Here is a 22916-nt window from a genome sequence, read left to right on the forward strand (position 1 = left end):
GATGAAAGAGTTATTACGGGCGTTTGAGCATAAAAGCCCCGAAATTGTTTTCGAATGGAAAGATAGCGAGACGGATGCAAGAGGATGGATTGTGATCAATTCTTTGCGTGGGGGGGCTGCCGGTGGTGGAACAAGGATGCGAGCTGGATTGGATAGGCATGAGGTAGAATCTCTGGCCAAAACAATGGAGGTTAAGTTTACGGTATCGGGCCCTGCAATTGGTGGAGCAAAATCGGGCATTGATTTCGACCCACACGACCCAAGGAAAAACGAAGTATTAGAACGTTGGTTTAAGGTTGTCACACCGCTATTGAAGAATTATTATGGGACAGGTGGGGACCTGAACATAGATGAAATTCATGATGTCATTCCATTGACGGAAGAATATGGACTGTGGCATCCACAAGAAGGAATCTTGAATGGACACTTTAAGGTGAATGAAAGCAATCGCATTCACCAAATTGGACAATTGCGCTATGGGGTTTCCAAAGTATTGGAGGACAGTTCCTACAGTCCAGATCTGAAACGAAAGTACAAAGTGGCAGATATGATCACTGGTTATGGCGTGTCAGAGTCAATTCGCCACTATTACGAGCTTTTTGGATCGCTTTGTGCTGGAAAACGTGCGGTGATTCAGGGCTGGGGAAATGTTGCTGCCGCAGCAGCATTTTATCTGTCGAAACTAGGGGTTAAAGTCGTCGGAATAATCGATCGTGCTGGTGGATTGATCAATCCGGAAGGCTTTGATGAGGCAGCTATCACTCGCTTGTTTTTAGAACGGAAAGGTAATGAACTTCATGCAGCAAACTTGATCCCTTTTGATCAGATACAAAAACAGATTTGGAATTTACAAACAGATATTTTCGTGCCCGCCGCCGCTTCGCGATTAGTTTCGAAAGATCAGATTGAACATCTGATTGATCACGGACTTGAGGTAATTGCTTGCGGTGCGAATGTTCCATTTGCTGATCAGGAAATATTTTATGGACCTGTTATGGAGTTTGCTGACCAGCATGTTGCAGTTATACCAGATTTTATTGCCAATTGTGGCATGGCGAGAGTATTTGCCTATTTAATGCAACGCAATATCGAAATTAGTGATGATGCAATTTTTTCGGATGTTTCTAAAGTGATTTTTGAAGCACTCAAAAAAATCAAGGCATTTTCTCCGCAAAAGACTCATGTTTCGTCAAGAGCCTACGAAATTGCCCTGAAGCAATTGGTGGAAACGGCCAACTGAATATAAGCCGACGGTTTTTTATATTATATAGTGTACAACTATAAAAAAACACTTGAAGCGGGGAACTTCAAGTGTTTCTAACTAACCAATTATTAACCTAAATTTATGAATGCTTAAAACAGTACAAAGGCTGTGCCAAAAAATGTTTTCTTTATGTGATGATACTCGCCATTCAAATGTGACATAATGAAAGTAAATTAATAAATCTGGTCGCTGTGATATGTGCTGTCTTTTATTATTTTCAATAAATGGATAAAATAGAAACTCCTGAAGCTGGGAGCTAACAGGAGTTTTCCTAACCAATTATTAACCTAAATTTATGAAAAGTACTTATATAACGTAGTATCTTCAAAAAATGTTTCCATTTCATATCCTTTATTTCAAATTTTAACATTTTTTAATAATTAAGAGCGGAATTCAACAAGCAATCATATTTTCTATAAGATCTCCTTCTAGAAATAAAAAACCTGTTAGTGGGGATACTAACAGGTTTTTTATAAACTAACTAAATTATTAACCTAACTTTATGAAACTACTATTTTTTATTCAAGAAAGATGCCAACACTTTGTATAGAACCCGCCGTTTAACGATTTTTAACATGCACTTACTTGAGTAATGAGAAAGGTTTCTGATTATAGCGGTAATCCGTTTTATTTTCAAACTTTTTTTTGGCCATAGCTGTTAATTTAACACAGGGGGCTATCAATCAATATGGCCTTGTTTTCATAAACTACAAAAAAAAGTCTATGTCACTAACATACCGTTATCAATTTGAAAATAACGAAAGTCCATTTTGGGCTTTTGCAATACATGATGGTCATCACGTCGACGATAATATACTACTCAATTTTAATATTTCTGAAGAGGAGCGATTACGGGAGGAGGATCCTTACACGGCTATTTTGGCGGAGTTACCTTTCAATAGGTTCGTGTCTGGAACGTCTAGGTTTCAATTAGACTTGAACCGAAAGCGAGAAGATGCTATTTATGTTAAACCTGAGCAATCTTGGGGCTTGCGTGTTTGGCGAGCAGCATTGCCACAGGGGCAGATAAATGAGTTATATGCGATTTATGACCGTGTGTATGCAGATGTATGTCAGCATATTCAACATACTATTGATCGTTATGGTTATTTTGTCATCTATGATATTCATAGCTACAACATGCGACGCGAGGGACCTGAAGCAATCTTGAACACTGCTACCGATCCACAAATCAATTTAGGTACGCAACATAATCACCAAAAATGGAGAGAATTGACTGATCAGTTATTAAAAGTATTACAAACTGGAAAAGATGGGCAAGTTTACGACGTGCGTGAGAATGTGAAATTTAAAGGTGGTTTTCTTTCTGCGTACTTGAATAGTAAGTTTGGCGATAAAGGCTGTATTTTTTCGATAGAATTTAGGAAAGATTTTATGGATGAGTGGACGGGGGAAGTTTTTCCACAAAAACTACAGGAATATAAGCAACTTCTTTTGCAAAGTATAGAAACACTGGAAAATTATTTTGCCTATGAAAGATAATGCGAAACAACTTGCTGGCATTTTAAAAATGATCAAAAACAAGGAAGTTTTTCACGCACAAATTCCGTCTAAGAATAAATTGGTATTCAATCAAATCGTTCCTTATCTATTTTTATACCGACAGTTTTTGAGTCCAGATCCCATGCTTGCAGAGTTGGTCAAGTCAGAACCAGCTTATTTTAAAGTAAGAGATGAGCGGATGAATGTTTCTGAATGGATAGCACCTATACTAAACAAACTCGTAGAGGAGTTTGGTGCTTGTCTAATCATTGAAGTCTGGGCATCAGATCCTGGGCAGGAAGAGGATATTTTAATCCACATTGCCCGTAAAAACGTGCAGTCGATTGCTCAATATTTAGTAAAGCAACTGACTACTGAAGAGTCGATTTCCAAAGTAGAAATACTGACGGAATCAAAAACGAATGCAACGCAGAGTCTGTCACCGTCAAGTATTCAATTGGATAATCTAAACACAAATATATTTTACATGGGGCTTGAGGTAAAACCTAAGTATCTATTAGGAGTAGATCAGCAGATTTTACCGATCGATCTGCGCCATTTCCGTGAAGCCATATCTAGAAGCTTGTCTAAAACATTCTTTGAGTTCATTCGTATACATACATTATCGAAACCTACTGCATTTAAAATCAGCCAGCCAAAAAAGATGCTTCCTTTAGCATGGGAAATTGATCAGAAATTGGCTCGAGAGAGCCAAAGATTTGATTTTTTGCTGTTGATTACTCCGACAAATTCTTACGATGCTTGGCAACAATTTAAGAAAGGGAATTATCGAAAAATACCTGTATTCCGCTATAGGCCCATGCCTATCGATCCAGATATTATTAAAAGGAATCTTTATAATTTGCATATAGAAGATTTATTTGATCCCTCCATGGCCTATTTATTTCGTGATAAACGAAAAGAGCTCGACCAGATGATGACAATGCTGAGTGAGCGTGGAAAAGAGGGGTTCTTGCTCGGAAGTATGCAAGTTTTTGGTACAGTTAATGAGAAATTATTGGAAAAAGCACAAGCAATCCTAACGATTACCACAACTGATCGAGAAGTGAGGACAAAAGACGAAGACATTGTTTACGCTGAGGAATTCGCCAAGCTGGCTCAGGAGGAATTGGATTATTTGAAAAGCCAAGATCCAAACTTTGGAACGACAGTAAGACTTCGCGATGACATCTACGGTGTGATGGTCAACCAAGGTGTGCTCAACATAAGCAAGCAGTACAGTTTACCACGTAATAGGGTAAAGGCACTCATACAGCATGAAGTTGGAACACACATTGTCACCTACTATAATGGGAAACAGCAACCTTTCAGCCTTTTTAGACTTGGAGTTCCTGGTTATGAAAAACTTCAGGAAGGTCTCGCTGTGCTCGCCGAATATTTAGTCGGAGGGCTGACCAATAATAGATTGCGTATCCTAGCTGGAAGAGTTATTGCTGTGCATCATATGCAGCAAGGCAATTCATTTATTGATACGTTCTCACTTCTAGTAGACAAGTACCAATTTTTGCACGAAACTGCTTTCCAAATGACAATGCGAGTCTATAGAAGTGGTGGGCTTACAAAAGATGCATTGTACTTGAGTGGATTAATAGAATTGACCAATTATATCAAAAGCGGAAGGGAAGTTGCACTTTTAACTATGGGCAAAATCCGTGAAGATTATATACCAATTGTCGAGGAGCTCACTTTAAAAGGGGTCTTGAAGTCTCCAATCTTAACCCCGAGATACTTAATGGCTCCCTATAGGGATGCCTTGTTAAATCTCAAAAAGAATAACGGAATATTCCAAATGATTCAATAATCGAATTTTGTATATGAAGATAGCATTCGTGATCAACCAAACCCACAAAGAAACTGCGCGTTTTACGACTACTCTTTTGGCATTGAAGGCCCATCAAATGGGACATGAAGTTTATTATATTGGCCTGGCCGATTTCTACTACGAGTCGGCATATATTGCTGCCCATGTGCGAAAAGTAATGCCTAATCAGATGCTGACATCTGCTGACCGTTTCATGGAGGTATTGCGAGAAACGGAAAAAACTAAAATGTCGTTGGAGGAGATGGACGTAGTTTGGCTAAGATTTGATCCAGTATTGGATATGGTAAGCAGACCTTGGGCGGCAGCTTCCGCACTGCAATTTGCGTCTTTCCTAAAAGCGAAAGGAGTATTGGTCATCAACGATCCAGATAGCCTTGGTAGAGCCAGTAATAAGTTGTATTTAGAAGAGTTCGATGAATCTATTCGTCCTAAAACTATTGTAACACGAAATTATGCGGACGTGGTACGATTTTTTGAACAACAGAACAGGCTAATAATTTTAAAACCTTTAAAAGGTTCGGGTGGCAAAAATGTGTTTTTGATCAATAAAGATAATCAGCAAAATCTAAAACAAACCGTAGAGGCTATTGCGCGAGATGGTTATGTAATTGGTCAAGAATACCTGCCGGAAGCTGCGCATGGCGACATAAGATTCTTTTTGCTAAATGGAGAGCCTATTTTGATCAATGGTAAATTTGCTGCTGTTCATCGGGTACAACAGGGCGATGAGATACGGAGTAATGTTCATCAAGGAGCAACGACGCAAGGTGCCGTTATTTCAGCAGAACTATTGGGGATGGTCGAAAAAATAAAAGACAAATTGATCCGGGATGGGATGTGTTTTGTTGGTCTAGATGTGGTTGGTAATCGTATTATGGAAATTAATGTATTTAGTCCAGGTGCGTTATGTCAGGCGGAAGAAATATTAAAGGAGGATTTCTCAGGTTTTATTATTAATAAACTGGAGGAAAAGGTGGCAATCAGCAAAAAAGTATCACTTAAATAAATTGGTTGTATGAGCAACGTGAGGGAGTATTGTTAGATAGATTTGAGATAATTATGGATTTGAGATGAAGAACCTTGGTTAATTTATTTTTATTTTTGAAAAAAGAAAAATATGCTAATTATAGAATCTCCGTCTGACGATGCTTATTTTAACATCGCTTCCGAAGAATATTTATTGGGTAAATATCCTAAAGAAGATATCTTTCTAATCTATATAAATGCTCCCTCAATTATAGTAGGTAAGTTCCAAAATACGCTTGCAGAAATAAATCTTGATTACGTTAATGACAATAATATTAAGGTTGTTAGACGAATGTCAGGTGGAGGTGCTGTTTATCATGATGCTGGAAATCTTAATTTTTCGTTTCACACCTTATTGGAGAATCATGATTTTATGGACTTTTCAACCTTTACCCAGCCAATTATTTCGCTACTGAATCAATTGCATATACCTGCAAAATTGGAAGGAAGAAATGACCTGTTGGTCGACGGGAAAAAATTTAGCGGAAATGCTAAATTGGCCAAAAATGGCAAAATGATTCAACATGGCACCATATTGATCGATTCACAGATGCAGGTGCTAAGTGATGCTTTGAAAGTCAATCCATTGAAATTTATCGATAAAGCTGTAAAATCTAATCGCGCACGCGTAACGAATTTAATTGGATATTTGCCTACTGGTTTTACAACTGCTCATTTTAAAGAATTGCTTATTGAGGAAATGAAAATGGAGAACCCACAAGCTAAAATTAGCACGTTTTCTCCTCTGGATATTGAAAATATTGAAAAGCTGATCAAAGAAAAATACGAAACATGGGACTGGAATTTTGGTTTTTCTCCAAATTACAATTTTAAAAAAGCAATTAAGATTCCCGCGGGATTTATCGAATTACACCTGGATGTACATAAAGGATATATTGAACGCGCTAAAATTTTTGGAGATTTTTTTGCATCGAAATCGATCCATGAAATTGAAAGTTTATTGGTTGGAAGAAAGCATGAATTGGAGGATATTGATCTTTTGTTACAATCCGTCGATCTGACGGCTTATTTTGGTCAGGTCGATGTTGCTGAAATTCTCGCTTTGTTTAAATAGAAAATATCGTATTGCCCTATAAATATAATAAAAAAACAATATGCCTTGGAATCCGGACAACTATAATCAATTTAAAGAAATTCGCTTTAAACCATTTTATGATTTGGCCGAGCTTATCGTTGGAGATACCATACTGCATGCCGTAGATTTGGGTTGCGGTACCGGCGAACAAACAGCTATTCTAAGTGAAAAATTAGCTGAAGCAGATTTTCTTGGGATAGATTCTTCAGCAGAAATGCTTTCTGGAAGCCATCAACTTGAAACTGAACGTTTAAAATTTAGACAAAGTTCAGTCGAAAAATTCCTTAATGAGCCAAGGACCTGGGATCTTATTTTTAGCAATGCTGCCTTACAATGGCTGGAAAACCATCGGGATCTTTTCCCTCAACTGATTTCCAAATTAAATGCTGGCGGACAATTAGCAGTGCAGATGCCTTATCAGCCAGAAAATATCTTAAATAAGATGTTATTTGAACTAGGGAACGAGGAGCCTTTTTGTACGTATCTAAATGATTGGAATAGGTCATCGTCAGTATTGGATATTGATGCCTACGCAAAGCTGCTGTTTGAAAATGGCGTGGATCAATTAGATCTTTCGCTCCGTGTGTATCCTTTAATTGCTACTGACGCTGATACGCTTTACAGCTTCATTGCAGGCTCAGCTTTGATTCCCTATCTTGAAAGATTAGCAGAAGATAAGAAGGTACTGTTTATTGATGAGTTCAAAACTCGAATCAATAAACATTTTTCAAAATTTCCGGCTATTTACTCTTTCAAACGCATACTATTATACGGGCGTAAAAAGTAAGCCTATTATAAACTAATCAGATCCGCCCAGTGGGCATGAACAATGCGAGCGAGATCCAGCGGATTTAATACCATCTGAAGACCTCTTTTTCCTGCGCTTACTGAAATATGATTTTCTAGTTGAGCGGCTTCTTCAATGAATGTTGGAAATTGCTTTTTCATTCCAATGGGAGAGCAGCCTCCGCGAATATAGCCCGTGACCGATAAGAGATCTTTCATAAGAAGCATCTCACAATTTTTATTGCCTGAAGCTTTTGCTATTTTTTTTAAATCAAGATGCGCATTGCCAGGGATGACTGCCACAATGTAAGGGTCTTTGTTTCCTTTTAGAACCAAAGTCTTGTATAATGTTTCAAGTGATAAACCTAAGGTTTTGGCAACATGCTCGGCACTGACGTCCTGCTCATCAACTTCGTATTCTCGTAGTTCATAAGGTATTCCAGCGGTGTCCAGCAGGCGAACGGCATTTGTTTTACTGGACATAGACTAGTGCTGTTTTTTCTTGTAGAAATATGCTGTAATGTCGTCTAAAGAGTACGTATTCAGGCAGTTGTTTGCTTGAAGACCGCCTTTTTGAGCGACTAAAACACCATACTGCATGTCTTGTAGCCCCTCTGTACGATGGGCATCCGGATTCACAGATAGCAGTACTCCTTTTTCTACGGCATAACGGTGCCATCTCCAGTCAAGATCCAAGCGTAAAGGATTGGCATTTATCTCAATCACAACTCCATTTGCAGCACAGGCATCAATGATTTTTTTAAAATCTAATGGATAGCCCGCTCTACTTAACAATAGCCTTCCGGTAGGATGTCCTAATATTGTTGTGTATGGATTTTCGATCGCTTTAATTAGCCTGGCGGTTGCTTTTTCTTCATCCATTTTTAGATTGGAGTGAACGGAAGCAACCACAAAATCGAATTTTGCCAGTATCTCATCAGGGTAGTCCAATGAACCATCACCTAGAATATCGGATTCAATCCCGCGGAAGATCTTGAATGGTGCCAATTTTTCATTTAATGCAGCAATCTCCTTCCATTGTTCTTCTAATCTTTCGATAGTTAATCCGTTAGCGTAAACTGCCGTTTTCGAGTGATCACAGATTCCCAAATATTCGAGTCCTAACACACCTTTACAATGCAGGGCCATCTGCTCGAGACTATGTACACCATCGCTATACGTAGAGTGATTATGAAGTGTGCCTCTAAGGTCTCTGTATTCGATTAGTTTTGGTAGGCTGTGATTTTGGGCCTGATCTATTTCATTCAATCCTTCACGTAGTTGGGGCTCGATATAATCCAAACCCAAGTTGCGGTAAATTGCTTCTTCACTGGAAAGTAAAGGGAGGTCTGGAAGTATATTATATAGGAGATCCAGGTGTGCGGTAGATCCGGTGCTAAGAATCAGATCACGATAAAAATCATTGATATTACTGCTGAAGACTTTGAAAGTAAATCCTAGATCGTCGGTTAATTCTATGGAGTTTTCTGTTTTTTCGATTAAGGTATATGCTCCTAAAAATTTCTCTACGCTATCGATATGCTCAGAAATCAACAGATCTACAGTACTTAAAATTTCGCACTTTCTTCTGAAATCGCCCGTAAAAGACAATAGCGAAGCCGGAAAATGCGATTTAAGGTCAGTGAAAAAGCGTTCTGCCCACGGAAGCACTTTTGCATATAGAAACCATCCTTTGTTGGAGATCGAAAACTCTATGGATTTTTTGATGTCTTCTTGGGTTTTAAGTCCAAATCCTTTCGCTTCAACAAGACGGTTTTCGTTACAGGCATAAAGTAGCTCTCCGATACTTTCGATCTTTAGCTCCTTCCAGATTATTTGAATCTTCTTAGGACCCAATCCTTTAATATTTAACATGTCAACAATACCGGACGGCGTATTTTCCATAAGGGTTTGAAGCTCTTTAAATGTTCCGGTAGCAGCTACTTCCTTTGCTTTTTCAGCGATGCTTTTTCCTATGCCGGGCTGCGCACTCAATTCTTGGATATTGGCCTCAGCAATACGGAAAGGTAGCTTGTCCAACTTAAAAGATGCACTCGCCATGGATTTTGTTCGAAAAGGATTTTCATTGTGCAATTCCATCAATTGGCTGCATAATTTGAAAATTTTGGAAATCGCTTTATTGTCCATCGTGTGCTGAATTGTTAAGCTACAAATATCTTAAATTTTAGATCAAAATAACAATTCAGATGAGGATATTCTAGCGGTAAAATATTTGAAATAGCCATCTTAGATAGCTATTTCTTTGTATTCCCCAAAATTAACAACAAAGTGACAAATGAGTAAGTATTTGGGCGAAAATTTTGGTTATGTTTGCCGTTTTTGGGCTTAAAAATCGATGGTTTTTTTAAGAATCTGAAAAAACACCTATTAAAATTGGAGAAATATCATGATAGCAGACATTAATGACAAAGAAATCAGTGGGCTTTATAAAACAGGTATTATTCAACAAACTGCTTATTGGTCTGCAGTAAAAAAAATGCAGGGAATACATTCGAAGGCGTTTAACTTTAAGTCGAAACAATCTGATCTCTATATTGGGGTCGACGACGATACGTATTTTATCGGCGATTTATTGATTATTATACAGGCCATAGATCAAGAGCATAGCATCGCCTATGTACCCTATGGGCCTGAGGTTGAACCATCGGACGAAAATCAAGGTTATTTTTTGGAACAGTTATCGGAGAGCTTGCGTTCCCATCTGCCGCCAAATTGCATTATGATACGCTACGATCTATCTTGGGAGTCTCATTGGGCTAAAGAGGATGATTGTTATGACCTTCATGGAAACTGGTTGGGTGTCCCCGAAAAACGTATTCAGGAGATGCGTTTTAACTTTAATACAGAAAACTGGAATTTTCATAAAGCAAATACGGATATACTTCCTTCCAATACTATTTTTATGGATCTTAAAAAGGAAGAGGATATGCTACTTGGAAATATGAAATCCAAGACGAGATATAATATTAATTTAGCAGAACGGAAAGGGGTGCGCGTGCGTTCATTGGGAATGGAAAGTCTAGAAACTTGGTATGAACTTTATAGACAAACGGCACTTCGAAATAACTTTTTTTTACATGATATCAATTATTTTAAGATTGTTCTCTCTGCAAGGGCAAATGATACATCATCGCCTGCTGATGTGTATCTTCTAGTGGCAGAAGTGGATAATCAGTCCTTGGCAGCTATGTTTTTGGTGATTGCAGCAAATCGTGGCACTTACCTTTATGGAGCCTCTGCTTCCGAGAATCGTAATTATATGGCAACATATGCTCTGCAATGGCGTGCAATGCAGCTTGCGAAAGAAAAAGGGTGTACAGAATATGACTTCTTTGGCGTCGCTCCACAAGCAGATTCTTCACATCCTCTTTATGGGCTTTATCGGTTCAAAACAGGCTTTGGTGGTGAAATCTATCACCGCATGGGTTGTTGGGATTATCCGCTTAACAATAAAAAATACCAGTACTATACTTCAATGGAGTTCAAAAACCAAAGTTATCACTTGAGTTAGGGGTTAGAATACTTCTCCTAAGGTAAGTCTCACGCTGCGGTGGTTCTTACTAATTCCATAATCGATGCCGATGTTGGTGCCTGAATTTTTGTTAAACTTAATTCGCGCACCAGCCCCGGTACCGACATTCCAATCTTCAAACATGGTATTTTTTGGCCCGTTTAAAGTGGTAAAATTCATAAATGCTACAAATCCAAATAAGCCATCTCTCGTAATATCACGCCGATATTCCGTCTCTAAATAGTAAAGCGATTTACCCCGAAAGCGACTTACAGGAAACCCCCTTCCAGAACTATTATAGGGATCCCAACCTAAATTAGGAAGATCGAGATATGGAGCTTTGCTGTTAAATACAGTCCAGAAAAAGCTCCTTACCGCGATCATATTCTGTCGATTTCGGTTTTGGGTAAGCCTATGGTATCTTCTGACTTCAAAAAATAGTGATTTCCAATTTTGATCACTACCTAAAAATGTTGGATTTACTCGAAACTGTAAATTGGCATAGTTCCCCGACCAGGTATTGATCGAATTGGCACGTGTATCATAAATTAAATTGAAACTCACTCCTGAAGACATGGTATTATCTTTTAAATCTGTTCCATAAGGGTAGGAGGTGTAGTCCTCAAGCTTGATATCGCTTGTCGACTTAATATTCATTCGATAATCCAGATCATAACCAATTCCCATAAAAAGACCTCCATGAATTCTTTTTAATGCGTGTTGGTATAGGCGAAAATAGGTGTAATCTAAATTAATCTGTTGGTCACCTTGGTGCTCTTTACCTATGCCCCAAGTTTCGTGTGGGTATTTTAAAAGACGTATATCTCCGTCAATTACCCAGGAATTCTCCTTTAACCAAACATAGGATCGGATTGGAAGGCCAAATCTTTTGCCAAAATTTGTATATGGAGTAAATGTCATTTTAGACATATAGGTATTAGAACGATCACCCAGATAAAATCCTGCTGTCGTACTTGTAATTAAAGCATGCCCTCCGCCAGGAACATTTGTCGAAAACGGCAAAAATGAAAAATAGACTTTCTTTCCTGTACTTTTTACCGTTTGCGGCGGCCTGATATTTAATATTTCTTTGCCAATATCAATTAGGTCACGTTGTTTGCTTGTATCAGCCAGATGTTTGGTGGCTTCTATTTCATTTGCAGGGCGTTGAGCATATATAAATTTCTCGCTGCACAGCAATAAAATCAAGAGCAGGGGTAGTCTAAAGTCAAAAAGATATTGTGTATTAGTATGTGTCATGAAAGCGTGCAATCTAATAGGAAAAAGACAGAATAACAATATTCAAACCAATAATTTATTCATTCTGTCACGTTTTGGATATATAAAGAACCGATTGAAAATTTCACTCGCCTAGAAAATTAGATCATTCACCCACTTTAATACAAGGTTAATCTAAATGTAATGATATCAATAGATGAGTTGTCTTAACTTTGAAACAGAAAATAACTTAAAAGTGCGCAACAAATTTATATAGGAAGCGACAATACGATAGGAAAAAATATACCAATACATTATAAAATTTAAAAAAGAAATATGAAAACTCTAGTAAAAACATTTGTAGCAGCAGCAATGGTGGCAATCTCTACTTGCTCAATGGCTTCTGTTAAACCAGAAGAACGCAATTTAATTACTGCTGATTTGGCCATCGACGAGTATGTTGGTGCGATGACCGAAGGTCAGGTAGCTAATTTGGATAATCTTTTTACTGCTGATTTTAACCAAAGAATTTGTGGCAAACAAGATTTGCAACATAGTCGTCTTGAGATAATTGAGTTTTTGAAAAAACAAAAAGGGATCAAATTGAACTGCAGAACAACAACCCAGATCGTGGAAGAATTACCCGATTATGCAATCGCGAAAGTTACTATGCAATTCGACGATTTCGCTAAAACGGATCTGATTACGCTTGTTAAAGAAAACGGAACCTGGAAAATTTCAAAATCTGTAAATTCATACAAATAGGACTGTATCTTAAAACGTGGCATAAAGAATAAAAAAAGGGTACTTGTATTAAGTACCCTTTTCTGTGGAGCATATCAGGATCGAACTGATCACCTCTTCACTGCCAGCGAAGCGCTCTAGCCAAATGAGCTAATGCCCCTGCTTTTATTTCGTGTCGCTAATATAGCACTTTTTTAGATAAACGTAGTCCTTTTTTTACTTTTATGCTGTTTTTTCTACGCTGTTATCCACTTTCGTTTTTTTGATTACTTAAATGCAGGCTAATGAGCAATTTTAATCTGTCCAACAAAATACTTTACGTATTTTTATCTTATTGAAAATAAGTGAGTTTTACCAATAAGGGGTCTTTCTTATCAATCAACTGTTCCAATTAGCCCCGGCGAAAAACTTTTTGTAAAGCTCCTCCTATAGACATATTATTTTTGCTGTTAGAAGCGCTTCTGTTCGTTTTATCTGACCTTCATCTTTCCAGGCATCGTGTCCGGGAATCACCATGTTAATTTGGGGATATTTTGTCAGCAACCTCGCCAATGACGGTTTCCAGGATTTTACGTCTCCATCAGCCGTAAAACCTAGATCTCGAGCCTCAGCGCTTTTTATAAAACAGCCACCGTCCAGGATCTTATATTGGGGAAACCAGACAACAACGTTGTCCATGGAGTGTCCGGGGCCGAAAAAGTTCAGAACAAAAGATTGACCACCGATTTTATAGGTTTTATTGAGGTCAACAAGATGGGCGGCTTGTGCTTTGTGATTTGCCTTTAGTAGATCATTCGTCATTTTTGTAGCGTAGGTGGGAATCCCAATGTGATTGTAATAGGCAAAACCACCTGCACGGTCTTCGTGCCAATGTGTTGCATAAACAGCAATGACGGGTAAATTATGTTTCTGTTTGATACTATCCAATAAAGGCTGATATTGGGTTGAATCCCATGGGGTGTCAAAAAGGATAACACCTTTTTTCGTGATTAAGTACACGGCATTAGCTGCATATTTGGTGCCGTCGAAGGTATTAAAGGTCGTGTAAAGATATAGTTTCGGATTAATTTTCTCTATTAAAAGAGGTTTCTCCTGCGCCTGTAATGCTGGAGAAAGACATAGAAAACCAGTGCCCAAGCAAAAACTAACAAGGAGACCACGGATACTAGCTGAAAGAAGTGAAATCATATTTTTTAATGTTATTGCATTAACGTTGAAACGAAATGAATATTGCTTCTTCAACGTTTGATTAGAATATGTTATGTCGATTGCACAAAATCTTCACGATAGGGACTGAACGAATCGATCAGTTCTCCTTCCTCCAGACATTCACATCCATGAATCAGATTTGAATAAATGATACACGAATCTCCTGCCGTCAAGATGCTATCAACACCATCAATATGATAGCTGAATTTTCCAGCACTGACATAAGAAATTTGCGTATGTGGATGTTGATGAAGTGCCCCGATGGCCCCTTTTTCAAATCGAACTTTCATGAGCATGAGCTCCTCATTAAAAACGAGTATCTTGCGCATGACGCCTTCGCCCAAGTCTGTCCATTGCTGTTCGCTGTCGTGTAGAAATATTGCGCTCATCTGATTGCTATTTTTGTGAATGTTTCGATCGTAAATTCTTTGTTTTTCAATTATAGCAAATAAATATGAATTTGTGGTGAGCATATAAATATGCTTTGTAGAATTTGGTCAAAGACGCAGAGAATTAAACACAAATGATTCAAATAACGGAAAAAACAGTTATTTTGCGCTGGGGCAATATGGATATCCAAGTATGAATTATTTCGACAAACTTATCACTTTATTACGTGAAGAACAACAATTTGATAGATTACAGCATGAGAATTTGTTATTGAAAAGTGGCTTGAATGAACGACGGATGCAAGGGGTTACTTGGTTTCCGATTCAGCTAATAGATACTGAGCTGGGAAGAGGGGATTACTTGTCTGTTAGTTTAAACAGAACCAATCATTATGATGTCGATCACAAGTTCCGCTTCGGTATGCCAGTTTCCCTATTCTCGAATCACGATCCCGAAAGGGACCGAATAGATGGGATGATATCCTCCGTAAGTAGGGACGGGATGCGAATCTCATTCCGTGTGGATGAACTGCCTGAATGGAGCAGGAGAGGGAAGCTTGGTATTGATTTATTATTTGATGAGTATTCTTATCGGGAGATGTTCAATGCGCTTGAAAAAGGCAAGGAATTGAGTAAAGATACAAAGCAGGGTGGTTTCGTGAGGAAGCTAATCGGAGAAGAATCAATTCCAATGGAATCCAACGAAGAGTTCTTTGTCCACCCCAACTTGAATGTCAGTCAGAATAATGCTGTTCAGCAAATCTTGAAAGCCAATACAGTGGCACTTTTGCATGGCCCTCCGGGAACTGGAAAGACAACAACATTGATACAGGCCGTGAAGGCGTTGTTAAAACAGGACAGCAAGCAGCTGTTGGTTGTTGCACCGAGCAACACGGCAGTTGATCTGTTGACCGAACGATTAGATGCGGTTGGAGTCGCGGTAACAAGAATAGGTAACCCTGTAAAAGTTTCCGAGCATCTGCAGGAACTGACACTCGATGCAAAAATTGATCGACATCCTGCAAATAAGGATATTAAAATACTTCAAAAGCAAGTGCGTGCCTATACCGAGATGGCTCAAAAATATAAACGTAGTTTTGGAAAGGCGGAGCGGGAGCAGAGAAAGGCATTGTTTGATGAAGCTCACCGAATCCGGAAGGAGGTCGATCAGATTCAAGATTTTATCAGCGCTGATGTTTTAGATAAATCGCAGGTAATCACTGCAACTTTGGTTGGATCAAACCATGAGGTTATTCGAAATCGTAGCTATGAAACAGTCATTATAGATGAGGCTGCACAAGCACTGGAACCTGCTTGCTGGATCCCGATATTAAAAGCACATCGACTTGTTTTAGCTGGCGATCACAATCAATTGTCGCCCACAGTAAAATCAAGTAAAATAGCTGGTCATGGCCTGAGCCATACATTGTTCGAAAAATTGGTAGACCATAATCCGCAATTAGTTTCTTTGTTGGATATACAGTATCGAATGAACGAACAAATTATGCAATATCCTTCCGTAGCGTTGTATGATGGTTTATTGAGGGCGGATAGTGCAGTCTCACATTGGAACATACCAGGAGATTCTGAGCCCGTGTTATTTATTGATACAGCGGGAGCGGGATTTGAAGAAACGGAGATCGATGGAGCAATCCTCAATTCCGGGGAAGTCCATTTTCTGACATCTCATCTGAACGAACATATTGGGGCTTGGACAGCTTCGTTAAGCATTGATGGGAGCTTGAGCATTGGCGTGATCGCACCTTATCGGAGACAGGTCTCGCTATTACAGGAAATATTTGAGGGGAGGGATAGCCTGAAATCTTTTACTGATTTGATTAAAATACAGACCATCGATAGTTTTCAAGGCCAGGAGAAAGATATAATCTATATCAGTTTGACACGAAGCAATGCCGAACAGCAGATTGGTTTTTTGTCTGATGTCCGCCGGATGAATGTGGCGATGACTAGAGCTAAGAAAAAACTAATTGTAATAGGTGATAGTGCCACAATCGGTTCACATTCTTTTTATCGTGAATTTATCGCCTATACGGAAGCAATCGGGCATTACCATAGCGTATGGGAATGGGATATTTCAGCGATATAATGCATAAAGCCATTTCCTAGGAAATGGCTTTATGCATTATATTTCACGATGCTAAAAACGTTTGACTTTGTTAACACAACGCTTGATTAAGAATTGAACTTCATCCAGTCTGTGTTCTCGTCATAGTTCATCAATGGTTCGGCATTATTATTATTTGATAATTGACCTACCAACATATAAATGTCCATGCTAACATGCTGACGTGTTATTTCTGTCATCTTATCATTAAAACCTGCATTGTTAATTTGTAGAACATATTGAAAACAAATGACGCGGGCGATTATCTTTCCAAGGGTAACCAGTTCACGCTGCTTAGGCTGCAGCGGAAAATCAAAATTTAAGATTGATGAGAAAAATGGCGCAGCGAACTCGGTTCCGCTATATTTTTTTAAGAAAGACAATAAGTTGCTTTCTTTGGTTTTACGCATAAGTTTGCCAATCGCTTCAGCCACTTGCGAATAAAGCATCTCATTTGATCCTTCAAAGATTTGGAAAGGTCTACTGTCAATGAGGCCTCGGCCTGCTACATGATCCAATCTGTAGCCATTTGCACCTGATAATTGCACACATATTTGCGCGGCTTCGTGCATTAAGTCTGTCACAAACGCTTTCACACTATTGGCATCTATACCATGAGCGGAAAGATCATTATTGATGGAACTAATGGAGACGCTGTACGAACACATTGCGGAACACAATGTAAATGCAGCCTGTATGCGAGACAACTGAAACTTAACGGAGTCTAATTCATTTAAACTAATACCTGCTACACGGCGTTCTGAACAATGTCTCATCGCTTCGTCCAACATGCGTTTGATAAAACCCATGCCCATGCCAGGGAATTGAAGTCTGCTGCGGTGCAGGGTATCCAGCATCAATTTAATACCTGTGCTCTCTGGGTTTAGTTTGTGATCGGTAGGAACATTGATATCAATATTATTAACCCCATAAGGGATTGCATATAGGCCAAGACTATTGTATTTTTTTGTGACTACTATCTTTTGCTCTTCGGAAGCATTCTCCGTTACAAAAAAGTCTATATCCCGCACCAATTCTCCATTTTCATTTTTCTTACGTGCTGTTACGAGCCAAAAATCTGCCGCGCCAGTAAGACCCTGCCAATGTTTTTCCCCCTTTATAAAATACTTATCATCCTTTTGTTCGTAAGATGTTCGCATATTGAGTGCATCACTGCCGTAAGCTTGTTCGGTAATCATCAGTCCTCCCATGGCTTGATTTTCCAGAAATTGCTGGAATACCTTCTCCTGAAGTAATGTATTGCCATATTTAGCAAAAGGCTCCAAAAATAAAGCAATATTAATTCCGAAGATCAGGGAGAGAGATAGTGACTCATAAGAAGCGGCTGCAAGTACCCCCAAGCATTCTTTGACATGAAGGCCTCGGCCACCGTGGTTTTCGGGGATAGCAACCGATAAGGGTTGCATTTTCATGATCTCAGCTAAAAAATCAGGCGGTAGCCCGCGTGTTAGACTGAGCGAGTTGTAATCATATTCTTTATGGAATAAGCTTGATAGCCTAGTTTTAAAATCCGCAATAAATAAATCGAAATCTTGGGTTATATTGTTGTGTGCTGGAACCTTAAGCATCTTTAAAATATATAATTAAATGATGGAACAATGCAGATCGAAACAGAAAGAATAAAGAGTGTCTGTTGAACTAAACTTCTCTTTTGTTTCAATCACTTACACAAAATTAACTGCAATCAATTTGATTCGCTTGTGTACTTCAGTATAAAAGATAGGACAAATCGTGCATATTGGAAATTTAAGTCGCTCTGTTTCGATAAGAAGTAGGAGAAACGCCAACGATCTTTTTGAAAAGTCGTGAGAAGTAAGAGGGGTCTGAAAAATCCAATTCATAACAGATATCTGCAATGCTTTTGTTGGATTCAAACAATAGAAATTGACTGTGCATAATCAGCACTTCAAGAATGAGTTCTTTGGAAGATTTTTTGAACACCGAAAATACGCAACGATTAAGATAGTTTGTAGATACTGCGAGCTTGTCCGCGTAGAATGCAATATTTTTTTGCTTTTTGAAGTTTTTGTGCACAAGCTGTTTGAACATCATTGCAATTTCTTGTCTCCGATTGAGCGCTTGATTGGAGGAAGAGAGTTTGATGATTTTTAAAATTGCCGATTTTAATAGATTTTCAAACAATTCTTTATAGGGTAATTCCGAAAGCAGTTCATTATAAAGCAATCTAAAAAGCTCTTGGAGATCAATGCTGTCTTGGGAAGTTAAGTTAAGCAAGGGTGAGATATTGAAGATATTCAAAATCTCCTGCTCCCGAAAAATGGAGGTCATCGCATTGTCGTTTATTAAAACGCAATGTCCTTTCGCAGATTTATCGACAGACTTTATGGTGGAAATATTTCCGTAATTGCTGATAAGAATCGCCGGAGCCTGAACGACATATTCTTTGGCTCCGATCTGGTGTTTGAAATACCCTTCAGTTATATGAACAAGGAGGTTATAACCTAAGAAAATTGGCGGGGTAGGAAACTTAATGTAAGGAGCGATTTCACTGAGCTGAAATATCTTGATCGGAGATTGTTGATAGCGAAGATGCTTCAGACTGCCTGTCATAAAACGATCTACAAATTCACCTGCATTTACCTGCTTTTCCATTGTCAATTTATATAAAAATTTAGCTCAACGCGATGTTTAAATATTACTCATCGCCTCATTTAGAGGTGGTGTCTAAATGATATTCCAAAGGTAGTGGGATAAAAACTATTTTCTTAAAATTTTTTCCATGGGTTTGCCTTTAGCTAACTCATCAATTAATTTATCGAGATAGCGAACTTTTTGGACCAACGGGTCATCAATCTCTTCAATCCGATAGCCACAGATGACACCCTTAATCTTCGATAAATTCGGGTGTAAACATGGTGCATTTTCAAAGAAGTGTTCAAAGTCAGTTTTATCCGCAATTAGTTGCTTTATCGATACAAGATTATAACCGGTTAGCCAAAATATAATTTCGTCGACGTCCTCCTTGGTGCGTCCTTTTCTTTCGGCCTTTTGTATATAAAGCGGATATACGCCGGCAAATGTCATGCGATATATTCTTGTATTATCCATTTTTTATAGGTTGATACTATTAAAGATATGTATTTTCCTTTTCATTCTCTGTAATTTTAGTTTGAAAATAACAATAAATCGAACCTATTTGCTAGGCGACTATCTAAAAAAGTACTTAGTAATTTCTTTAATAAAAATATTATAAATTATAATTCTATCTTTATGTGATACAAAATTATTAAATATTAGCTATGGATTTGAGGTATATTCGGAATAACATACATATTAAAGAAGAGGATCAACAACGTATCAAAGATTTTCCTGTATTGATCGGGGGATGTGGAATAGGAAGTTATATCGCAGAATGCTTATTACGTATGGGTTTCGAAAATTTGACAATTGCCGATGGAGATGTTGTTGAATTGACAAACCTAAACCGTCAAAATTATACAAACAAGGATATTGGTGTCAAGAAAGCAATAGTCTTACGAGATCGTTTACATGCAATTAATCCAGAAGCCAATATAACCGTGTTTCCTGAATTTATTAATCAGGACAACTTGCATGAAATCGATCTCAATCATAAGGTTGCCATTAATGCGCTGGATTTTTCTTCTGATATACCTTTTGTTTTTGACCAATATATGGCCAAGAAAAATATACCAGTAGTACATCCTTATAATTTAGGTTGGGCGGGATTTTTAACTGTCCTTCCTCCCGAAGGCCTGAATCTGCAGTCGTTGGAAAAGGCACATCAGACTTTTGAATTAAATGTCGGTAAATTTATTGCGGATAGCTTAAGATCAAAAGATATTGATGCGAAATGGTTTGAGGAGTTTTTGGCAGAATATGGTAAAATAGCCTTAATATCCCCCCCGCCACAGTTATCATTAGGTTTGTACATCTTATCGGGGATGGTTAGTCACACCGTTTTCAACTTGGCAACAATAAAACCTGTAAAATTCTTTCCGGATTCCTATTATTTGTCAATGATGAGTTGAACTTACTATAATTGAAGAAAATATTCTTTCCATTAGACTTTTCTGTAGTAAATTTTTAGGTGTAGGAATTTAAACGAAAAGTATTTATTTTTATAATTGCATATCGAATAACATTTGCATGAACTGGACGTCTGAAAATTATTATTTTACTAAGCTTAATAAAAGCGAACTTCCTGAACTTATTCATTTTTATTTAGTAACGACCCGGGAGCATTACAAACTGGATAGTTATTCTGAAGAGGCATATAAGTTTGATTTTGAGTCATTAATGGGGGAGGATCAGATTTTTTTTGATTGTTCTATTTATTATGTCCTTCGAAGTAAGCTCCATAACAGTATTTATGCATGTATTAGAATTACATTTTGGGATAAGGAAACAAGCTTACCTATTCAGAAATTGTTTGATATCGAAACAGAAAGCTTATTAATTCCACATGTAACTAATTTTTGGCATATCGGTCGTTTTGTTATCTCTGGTAAGATAGTAGGTAACCGAATTAATATCTTAAAAAAGATGCTTTTTGATGCTTTTTACGGGCCACATTGCCTTGGTAGCGGATTAGTCATAGCCGAATGTGACCGGAAAGTTGTGAACACACTTCGTAAACTGGAAATTGAATCTTATCAGCTTGGAGATCCTATTATATACTTATATTCTGAAACTTTACCAATCTATATTAAATCGGAATGGCTGGAGGCTTTTATAGAGAAAAATAAGTATTCCCAGCTTAGCGTGGGAAATAATGTGGATATCCAAAAATTTGTTGAGATGTCTAACCGGATGCTGTTACGTTCAAAAAATATTGAATAACATCAAAAAAGAGATAATTCAATAGCCAATGCTGTAGCTTCTGTTATACTTTTGACTTTTAGTTTTGAAAATATTTGTTTTTTATGAAATTTTACGGTATCAATTGATACATATAGCCGATCTGCTATTTGATCCATCGTAAGCCCTTGTGCCGAAAAGAGAAGAATATCCTTTTCACGTGGCTTCAATTTAATACGCGGAGTCTCTATCCATACATCTTTATTGAGGTCATATTCAAATTGTTTCCCATCTTCATCAGATTTAAATCGAATATTTCCAGAGTTTGCATGCGAGGACATCGAAACCAGGCATAGCGCGATCCAAGGATTGGAAAACTTATCCAAGAGTAGGGGTTTTAGTTTATGGTTCACTAAAAGTGGTTTATTACCGGGTTGCTTTAAATGGAAATCATAAGATATGGAGAATTTTAAACGATCTTCGACATCTAAATTTCCAAAGAAGTCAAAACCAACATCGTTGATTTTTTTAAGTAAATGCAAATCGCTCTCAGGGACATTATTTACATAGTGATAATAACCGTCCCGCATTACTTCTGTAGGTGTGCTTCCGCACAAGAAGATCGGATTATCAGAAACAAATAGAAAGCTTTTCTTTGAATAATCAATTAAATATATACTTTGATAGGTTAATCTGCTTAAGGATTTAGCGAAATTAATAAAGGCTTCGACAATCTCATAATCATCTTTGCTAAAGTCGTCTTTAACTTGTATCGGCCTGAAAAAATCTTCAATCTTAATTTTCATAGTGTAAATTACAAAGATGATCCGTAATCGCTTTTGAAATACCACGTAAAATCGATGTTGTCTTGGCGTGCAAGTTACAAAAATAAGGGCACACTCTCAATCTATACGCTGGAAAAGGCTTTTTTACATCCTATTCTTACTTTGTAACCATCGTTAAAGTAATATCTAAACCTATTCAAAATATTAAATATCTATCCAACAATCTAATAAGTTTCTACACAAATGGGTAGAATATTGTTTATAATGATAATACAAAAGATAATACTATTATCTTTAAGGGTTTAAAGCAAATAATGTATAAATATAACCTATTGGAGCCAAATAGCCAATAGTTATTATTACTTTGCCTTAGTTTTTGACAAAGGTGTAATCCTAAAATGATAACGTCCAGCGATTTCTTAATTTGTGTGCTTACCTCGACGCCTCGTTTTCCGGCGCAGACTCAGTAGAAACTTTTTTGTTGACGGAACTTGCCGACTCCCACAATCAGGAAAGGTGTTCAATAGGGTTGAAATTATATAAATCGTAAATTTTCCTATTTCCCTAACTGTAAATTACAATCTTTTATTTTCTAG

At 37.8% G+C, this 22916-nt stretch carries 20 protein-coding genes and 1 tRNA gene; 11 read left to right on the forward strand and 10 right to left on the reverse strand.

What is annotated here, in order from left to right:
• Nucleotide 1 precedes the first annotated feature (1 nt).
• The 6 genes from VXM68_RS12600 to VXM68_RS12625 all read left to right on the forward strand — a co-directional run bounded on the left by VXM68_RS12600 (nt 2) and on the right by VXM68_RS12625 (nt 7519).
• The gene (locus VXM68_RS12600; RefSeq protein ID WP_367208904.1) at nt 2–1240 is read left to right on the forward strand and encodes a Glu/Leu/Phe/Val dehydrogenase dimerization domain-containing protein; all 1239 of its coding nucleotides are present in this window, start codon (nt 2–4) and stop codon (nt 1238–1240) included.
• A gap of 747 nt (nt 1241–1987) precedes the next feature.
• Complete coding sequence (locus VXM68_RS12605; RefSeq protein WP_367208905.1) at nt 1988–2767, forward strand: N-formylglutamate amidohydrolase; 780 nt, start codon at nt 1988–1990, stop codon at nt 2765–2767.
• Entirely contained in the window at nt 2757–4589 is a 1833-nt protein-coding gene (locus tag VXM68_RS12610; protein ID WP_367208906.1) for a flavohemoglobin expression-modulating QEGLA motif protein, read from the forward strand. The genes VXM68_RS12605 and VXM68_RS12610 overlap by 11 nt, the downstream gene beginning before the upstream one ends.
• Before the next feature lie 13 nt (nt 4590–4602).
• The gene (locus tag VXM68_RS12615) at nt 4603–5616 is read left to right on the forward strand and encodes a glutathione synthase (RefSeq protein WP_294349019.1); all 1014 of its coding nucleotides are present in this window, start codon (nt 4603–4605) and stop codon (nt 5614–5616) included.
• Nucleotides 5617–5727: 111 nt separating this feature from the next.
• Entirely contained in the window at nt 5728–6711 is a 984-nt protein-coding gene (locus VXM68_RS12620) for a lipoate--protein ligase (RefSeq protein WP_367208907.1), read from the forward strand.
• Between the two features lie 40 nt (nt 6712–6751).
• Entirely contained in the window at nt 6752–7519 is a 768-nt protein-coding gene (locus VXM68_RS12625) for a methyltransferase domain-containing protein (RefSeq protein WP_367208908.1), read from the forward strand.
• Nucleotides 7520–7524: 5 nt separating this feature from the next.
• On the opposite strand, the gene ybaK is transcribed toward VXM68_RS12625, so the two are convergent.
• On the reverse strand, nt 7525–8001 hold the full coding sequence (gene ybaK, locus VXM68_RS12630) for a Cys-tRNA(Pro) deacylase (protein WP_367208909.1): 477 nt from the start codon (nt 7999–8001) through the stop codon (nt 7525–7527).
• 3 nt (nt 8002–8004) lie between these two features.
• Nucleotides 8005–9666 carry a DNA polymerase/3'-5' exonuclease PolX gene (locus tag VXM68_RS12635; protein ID WP_294349028.1) on the reverse strand — a complete coding sequence of 554 codons (1662 nt, stop codon included), beginning with the start codon at nt 9664–9666 and terminating at the stop codon, nt 8005–8007.
• Between the two features lie 259 nt (nt 9667–9925).
• Between VXM68_RS12635 and VXM68_RS12640 the strand changes: the two genes are divergently transcribed.
• Nucleotides 9926–11050, forward strand: a complete 1125-nt coding sequence (locus tag VXM68_RS12640) for a lipid II:glycine glycyltransferase FemX (RefSeq protein ID WP_367208910.1) — start codon at nt 9926–9928, stop codon at nt 11048–11050.
• Nucleotides 11051–11053: 3 nt separating this feature from the next.
• On the opposite strand, the gene VXM68_RS12645 is transcribed toward VXM68_RS12640, so the two are convergent.
• Nucleotides 11054–12310: a hypothetical protein gene (locus VXM68_RS12645; protein WP_293955474.1), complete on the reverse strand. Its 1257-nt coding sequence runs from the start codon at nt 12308–12310 to the stop codon at nt 11054–11056.
• A 294-nt stretch (nt 12311–12604) separates the two neighbouring features.
• On the opposite strand from VXM68_RS12645, the gene VXM68_RS12650 reads away from it, so the two are divergent.
• Complete coding sequence (locus tag VXM68_RS12650; RefSeq protein WP_367208911.1) at nt 12605–13033, forward strand: nuclear transport factor 2 family protein; 429 nt, start codon at nt 12605–12607, stop codon at nt 13031–13033.
• 65 nt (nt 13034–13098) lie between these two features.
• Here the strand turns inward: VXM68_RS12650 and VXM68_RS12655 are convergent.
• From VXM68_RS12655 to VXM68_RS12665, 3 genes are all read right to left on the reverse strand, one after another.
• Nucleotides 13099–13172: transfer RNA gene (locus tag VXM68_RS12655), tRNA-Ala, on the reverse strand.
• A gap of 266 nt (nt 13173–13438) precedes the next feature.
• Nucleotides 13439–14200: a BlaB/IND/MUS family subclass B1 metallo-beta-lactamase gene (gene bla, locus VXM68_RS12660; RefSeq protein WP_294184684.1), complete on the reverse strand. Its 762-nt coding sequence runs from the start codon at nt 14198–14200 to the stop codon at nt 13439–13441.
• A gap of 71 nt (nt 14201–14271) precedes the next feature.
• Complete coding sequence (locus VXM68_RS12665; RefSeq protein WP_293955471.1) at nt 14272–14610, reverse strand: cupin domain-containing protein; 339 nt, start codon at nt 14608–14610, stop codon at nt 14272–14274.
• 193 nt (nt 14611–14803) lie between these two features.
• Here VXM68_RS12665 and VXM68_RS12670 point away from each other — a divergent pair, with 193 nt between their 5' ends.
• Nucleotides 14804–16717 carry an AAA domain-containing protein gene (locus VXM68_RS12670; protein ID WP_367208912.1) on the forward strand — a complete coding sequence of 638 codons (1914 nt, stop codon included), beginning with the start codon at nt 14804–14806 and terminating at the stop codon, nt 16715–16717.
• Between the two features lie 86 nt (nt 16718–16803).
• Here the strand turns inward: VXM68_RS12670 and VXM68_RS12675 are convergent, their stop codons facing one another.
• From VXM68_RS12675 to VXM68_RS12685, 3 genes are all read right to left on the reverse strand, one after another.
• A complete protein-coding gene (locus tag VXM68_RS12675) occupies nt 16804–18324 on the reverse strand; it encodes an acyl-CoA dehydrogenase family protein (protein ID WP_293955469.1) in 1521 nt (506 codons plus the stop codon).
• A gap of 178 nt (nt 18325–18502) precedes the next feature.
• Nucleotides 18503–19369 carry an AraC family transcriptional regulator gene (locus tag VXM68_RS12680; protein WP_293955468.1) on the reverse strand — a complete coding sequence of 289 codons (867 nt, stop codon included), beginning with the start codon at nt 19367–19369 and terminating at the stop codon, nt 18503–18505.
• Nucleotides 19370–19474: 105 nt separating this feature from the next.
• Nucleotides 19475–19825 carry a DUF2200 domain-containing protein gene (locus VXM68_RS12685; RefSeq protein ID WP_367208913.1) on the reverse strand — a complete coding sequence of 117 codons (351 nt, stop codon included), beginning with the start codon at nt 19823–19825 and terminating at the stop codon, nt 19475–19477.
• Between the two features lie 191 nt (nt 19826–20016).
• Here VXM68_RS12685 and VXM68_RS12690 point away from each other — a divergent pair, with 191 nt between their 5' ends.
• Nucleotides 20017–20766 (forward strand): ThiF family adenylyltransferase, encoded by a 750-nt coding sequence (locus VXM68_RS12690; protein ID WP_294184677.1) that lies wholly within the window; start codon nt 20017–20019, stop codon nt 20764–20766.
• Nucleotides 20767–20884: 118 nt separating this feature from the next.
• Nucleotides 20885–21577, forward strand: a complete 693-nt coding sequence (locus VXM68_RS12695) for a hypothetical protein (protein ID WP_367208914.1) — start codon at nt 20885–20887, stop codon at nt 21575–21577.
• Between the two features lie 2 nt (nt 21578–21579).
• Here the strand turns inward: VXM68_RS12695 and VXM68_RS12700 are convergent, their stop codons facing one another.
• Nucleotides 21580–22341, reverse strand: a complete 762-nt coding sequence (locus tag VXM68_RS12700) for a response regulator transcription factor (protein WP_367208915.1) — start codon at nt 22339–22341, stop codon at nt 21580–21582.
• Between the last annotated feature and the right edge of the window lie 575 nt (nt 22342–22916).

The sequence above is a fragment of the Sphingobacterium sp. R2 genome (assembly GCF_040760075.1).
In the GTDB taxonomy this organism is placed as follows: domain Bacteria; phylum Bacteroidota; class Bacteroidia; order Sphingobacteriales; family Sphingobacteriaceae; genus Sphingobacterium.

Bases quoted from the DNA above. Each gene is read 5' to 3' on its own strand.
- VXM68_RS12645 (WP_293955474.1), bottom strand. From the start codon at position 12,310: ATGACACATACTAATACACAATATCTTTTTGACTTTAGACTACCCCTG.
- VXM68_RS12650 (WP_367208911.1), top strand. From the start codon at position 12,605: ATGAAAACTCTAGTAAAAACATTTGTAGCAGCAGCAATGGTGGCAATC.
- VXM68_RS12600 (WP_367208904.1), top strand. From the start codon at position 2: ATGAAAGAGTTATTACGGGCGTTTGAGCATAAAAGCCCCGAAATTGTT.
- VXM68_RS12700 (WP_367208915.1), bottom strand. From the start codon at position 22,341: ATGAAAATTAAGATTGAAGATTTTTTCAGGCCGATACAAGTTAAAGAC.
- VXM68_RS12690 (WP_294184677.1), top strand. From the start codon at position 20,017: ATGGATTTGAGGTATATTCGGAATAACATACATATTAAAGAAGAGGAT.
- ybaK (WP_367208909.1), bottom strand. From the start codon at position 8,001: ATGTCCAGTAAAACAAATGCCGTTCGCCTGCTGGACACCGCTGGAATA.
- VXM68_RS12640 (WP_367208910.1), top strand. From the start codon at position 9,926: ATGATAGCAGACATTAATGACAAAGAAATCAGTGGGCTTTATAAAACA.
- VXM68_RS12680 (WP_293955468.1), bottom strand. From the start codon at position 19,369: ATGGAAAAGCAGGTAAATGCAGGTGAATTTGTAGATCGTTTTATGACA.
- VXM68_RS12610 (WP_367208906.1), top strand. From the start codon at position 2,757: ATGAAAGATAATGCGAAACAACTTGCTGGCATTTTAAAAATGATCAAA.
- VXM68_RS12670 (WP_367208912.1), top strand. From the start codon at position 14,804: ATGAATTATTTCGACAAACTTATCACTTTATTACGTGAAGAACAACAA.
- VXM68_RS12625 (WP_367208908.1), top strand. From the start codon at position 6,752: ATGCCTTGGAATCCGGACAACTATAATCAATTTAAAGAAATTCGCTTT.
- VXM68_RS12615 (WP_294349019.1), top strand. From the start codon at position 4,603: ATGAAGATAGCATTCGTGATCAACCAAACCCACAAAGAAACTGCGCGT.
- VXM68_RS12605 (WP_367208905.1), top strand. From the start codon at position 1,988: ATGTCACTAACATACCGTTATCAATTTGAAAATAACGAAAGTCCATTT.
- VXM68_RS12695 (WP_367208914.1), top strand. From the start codon at position 20,885: ATGAACTGGACGTCTGAAAATTATTATTTTACTAAGCTTAATAAAAGC.
- VXM68_RS12665 (WP_293955471.1), bottom strand. From the start codon at position 14,610: ATGAGCGCAATATTTCTACACGACAGCGAACAGCAATGGACAGACTTG.
- VXM68_RS12685 (WP_367208913.1), bottom strand. From the start codon at position 19,825: ATGGATAATACAAGAATATATCGCATGACATTTGCCGGCGTATATCCG.
- VXM68_RS12635 (WP_294349028.1), bottom strand. From the start codon at position 9,666: ATGGACAATAAAGCGATTTCCAAAATTTTCAAATTATGCAGCCAATTG.
- VXM68_RS12620 (WP_367208907.1), top strand. From the start codon at position 5,728: ATGCTAATTATAGAATCTCCGTCTGACGATGCTTATTTTAACATCGCT.
- VXM68_RS12675 (WP_293955469.1), bottom strand. From the start codon at position 18,324: ATGCTTAAGGTTCCAGCACACAACAATATAACCCAAGATTTCGATTTA.
- bla (WP_294184684.1), bottom strand. From the start codon at position 14,200: ATGATTTCACTTCTTTCAGCTAGTATCCGTGGTCTCCTTGTTAGTTTT.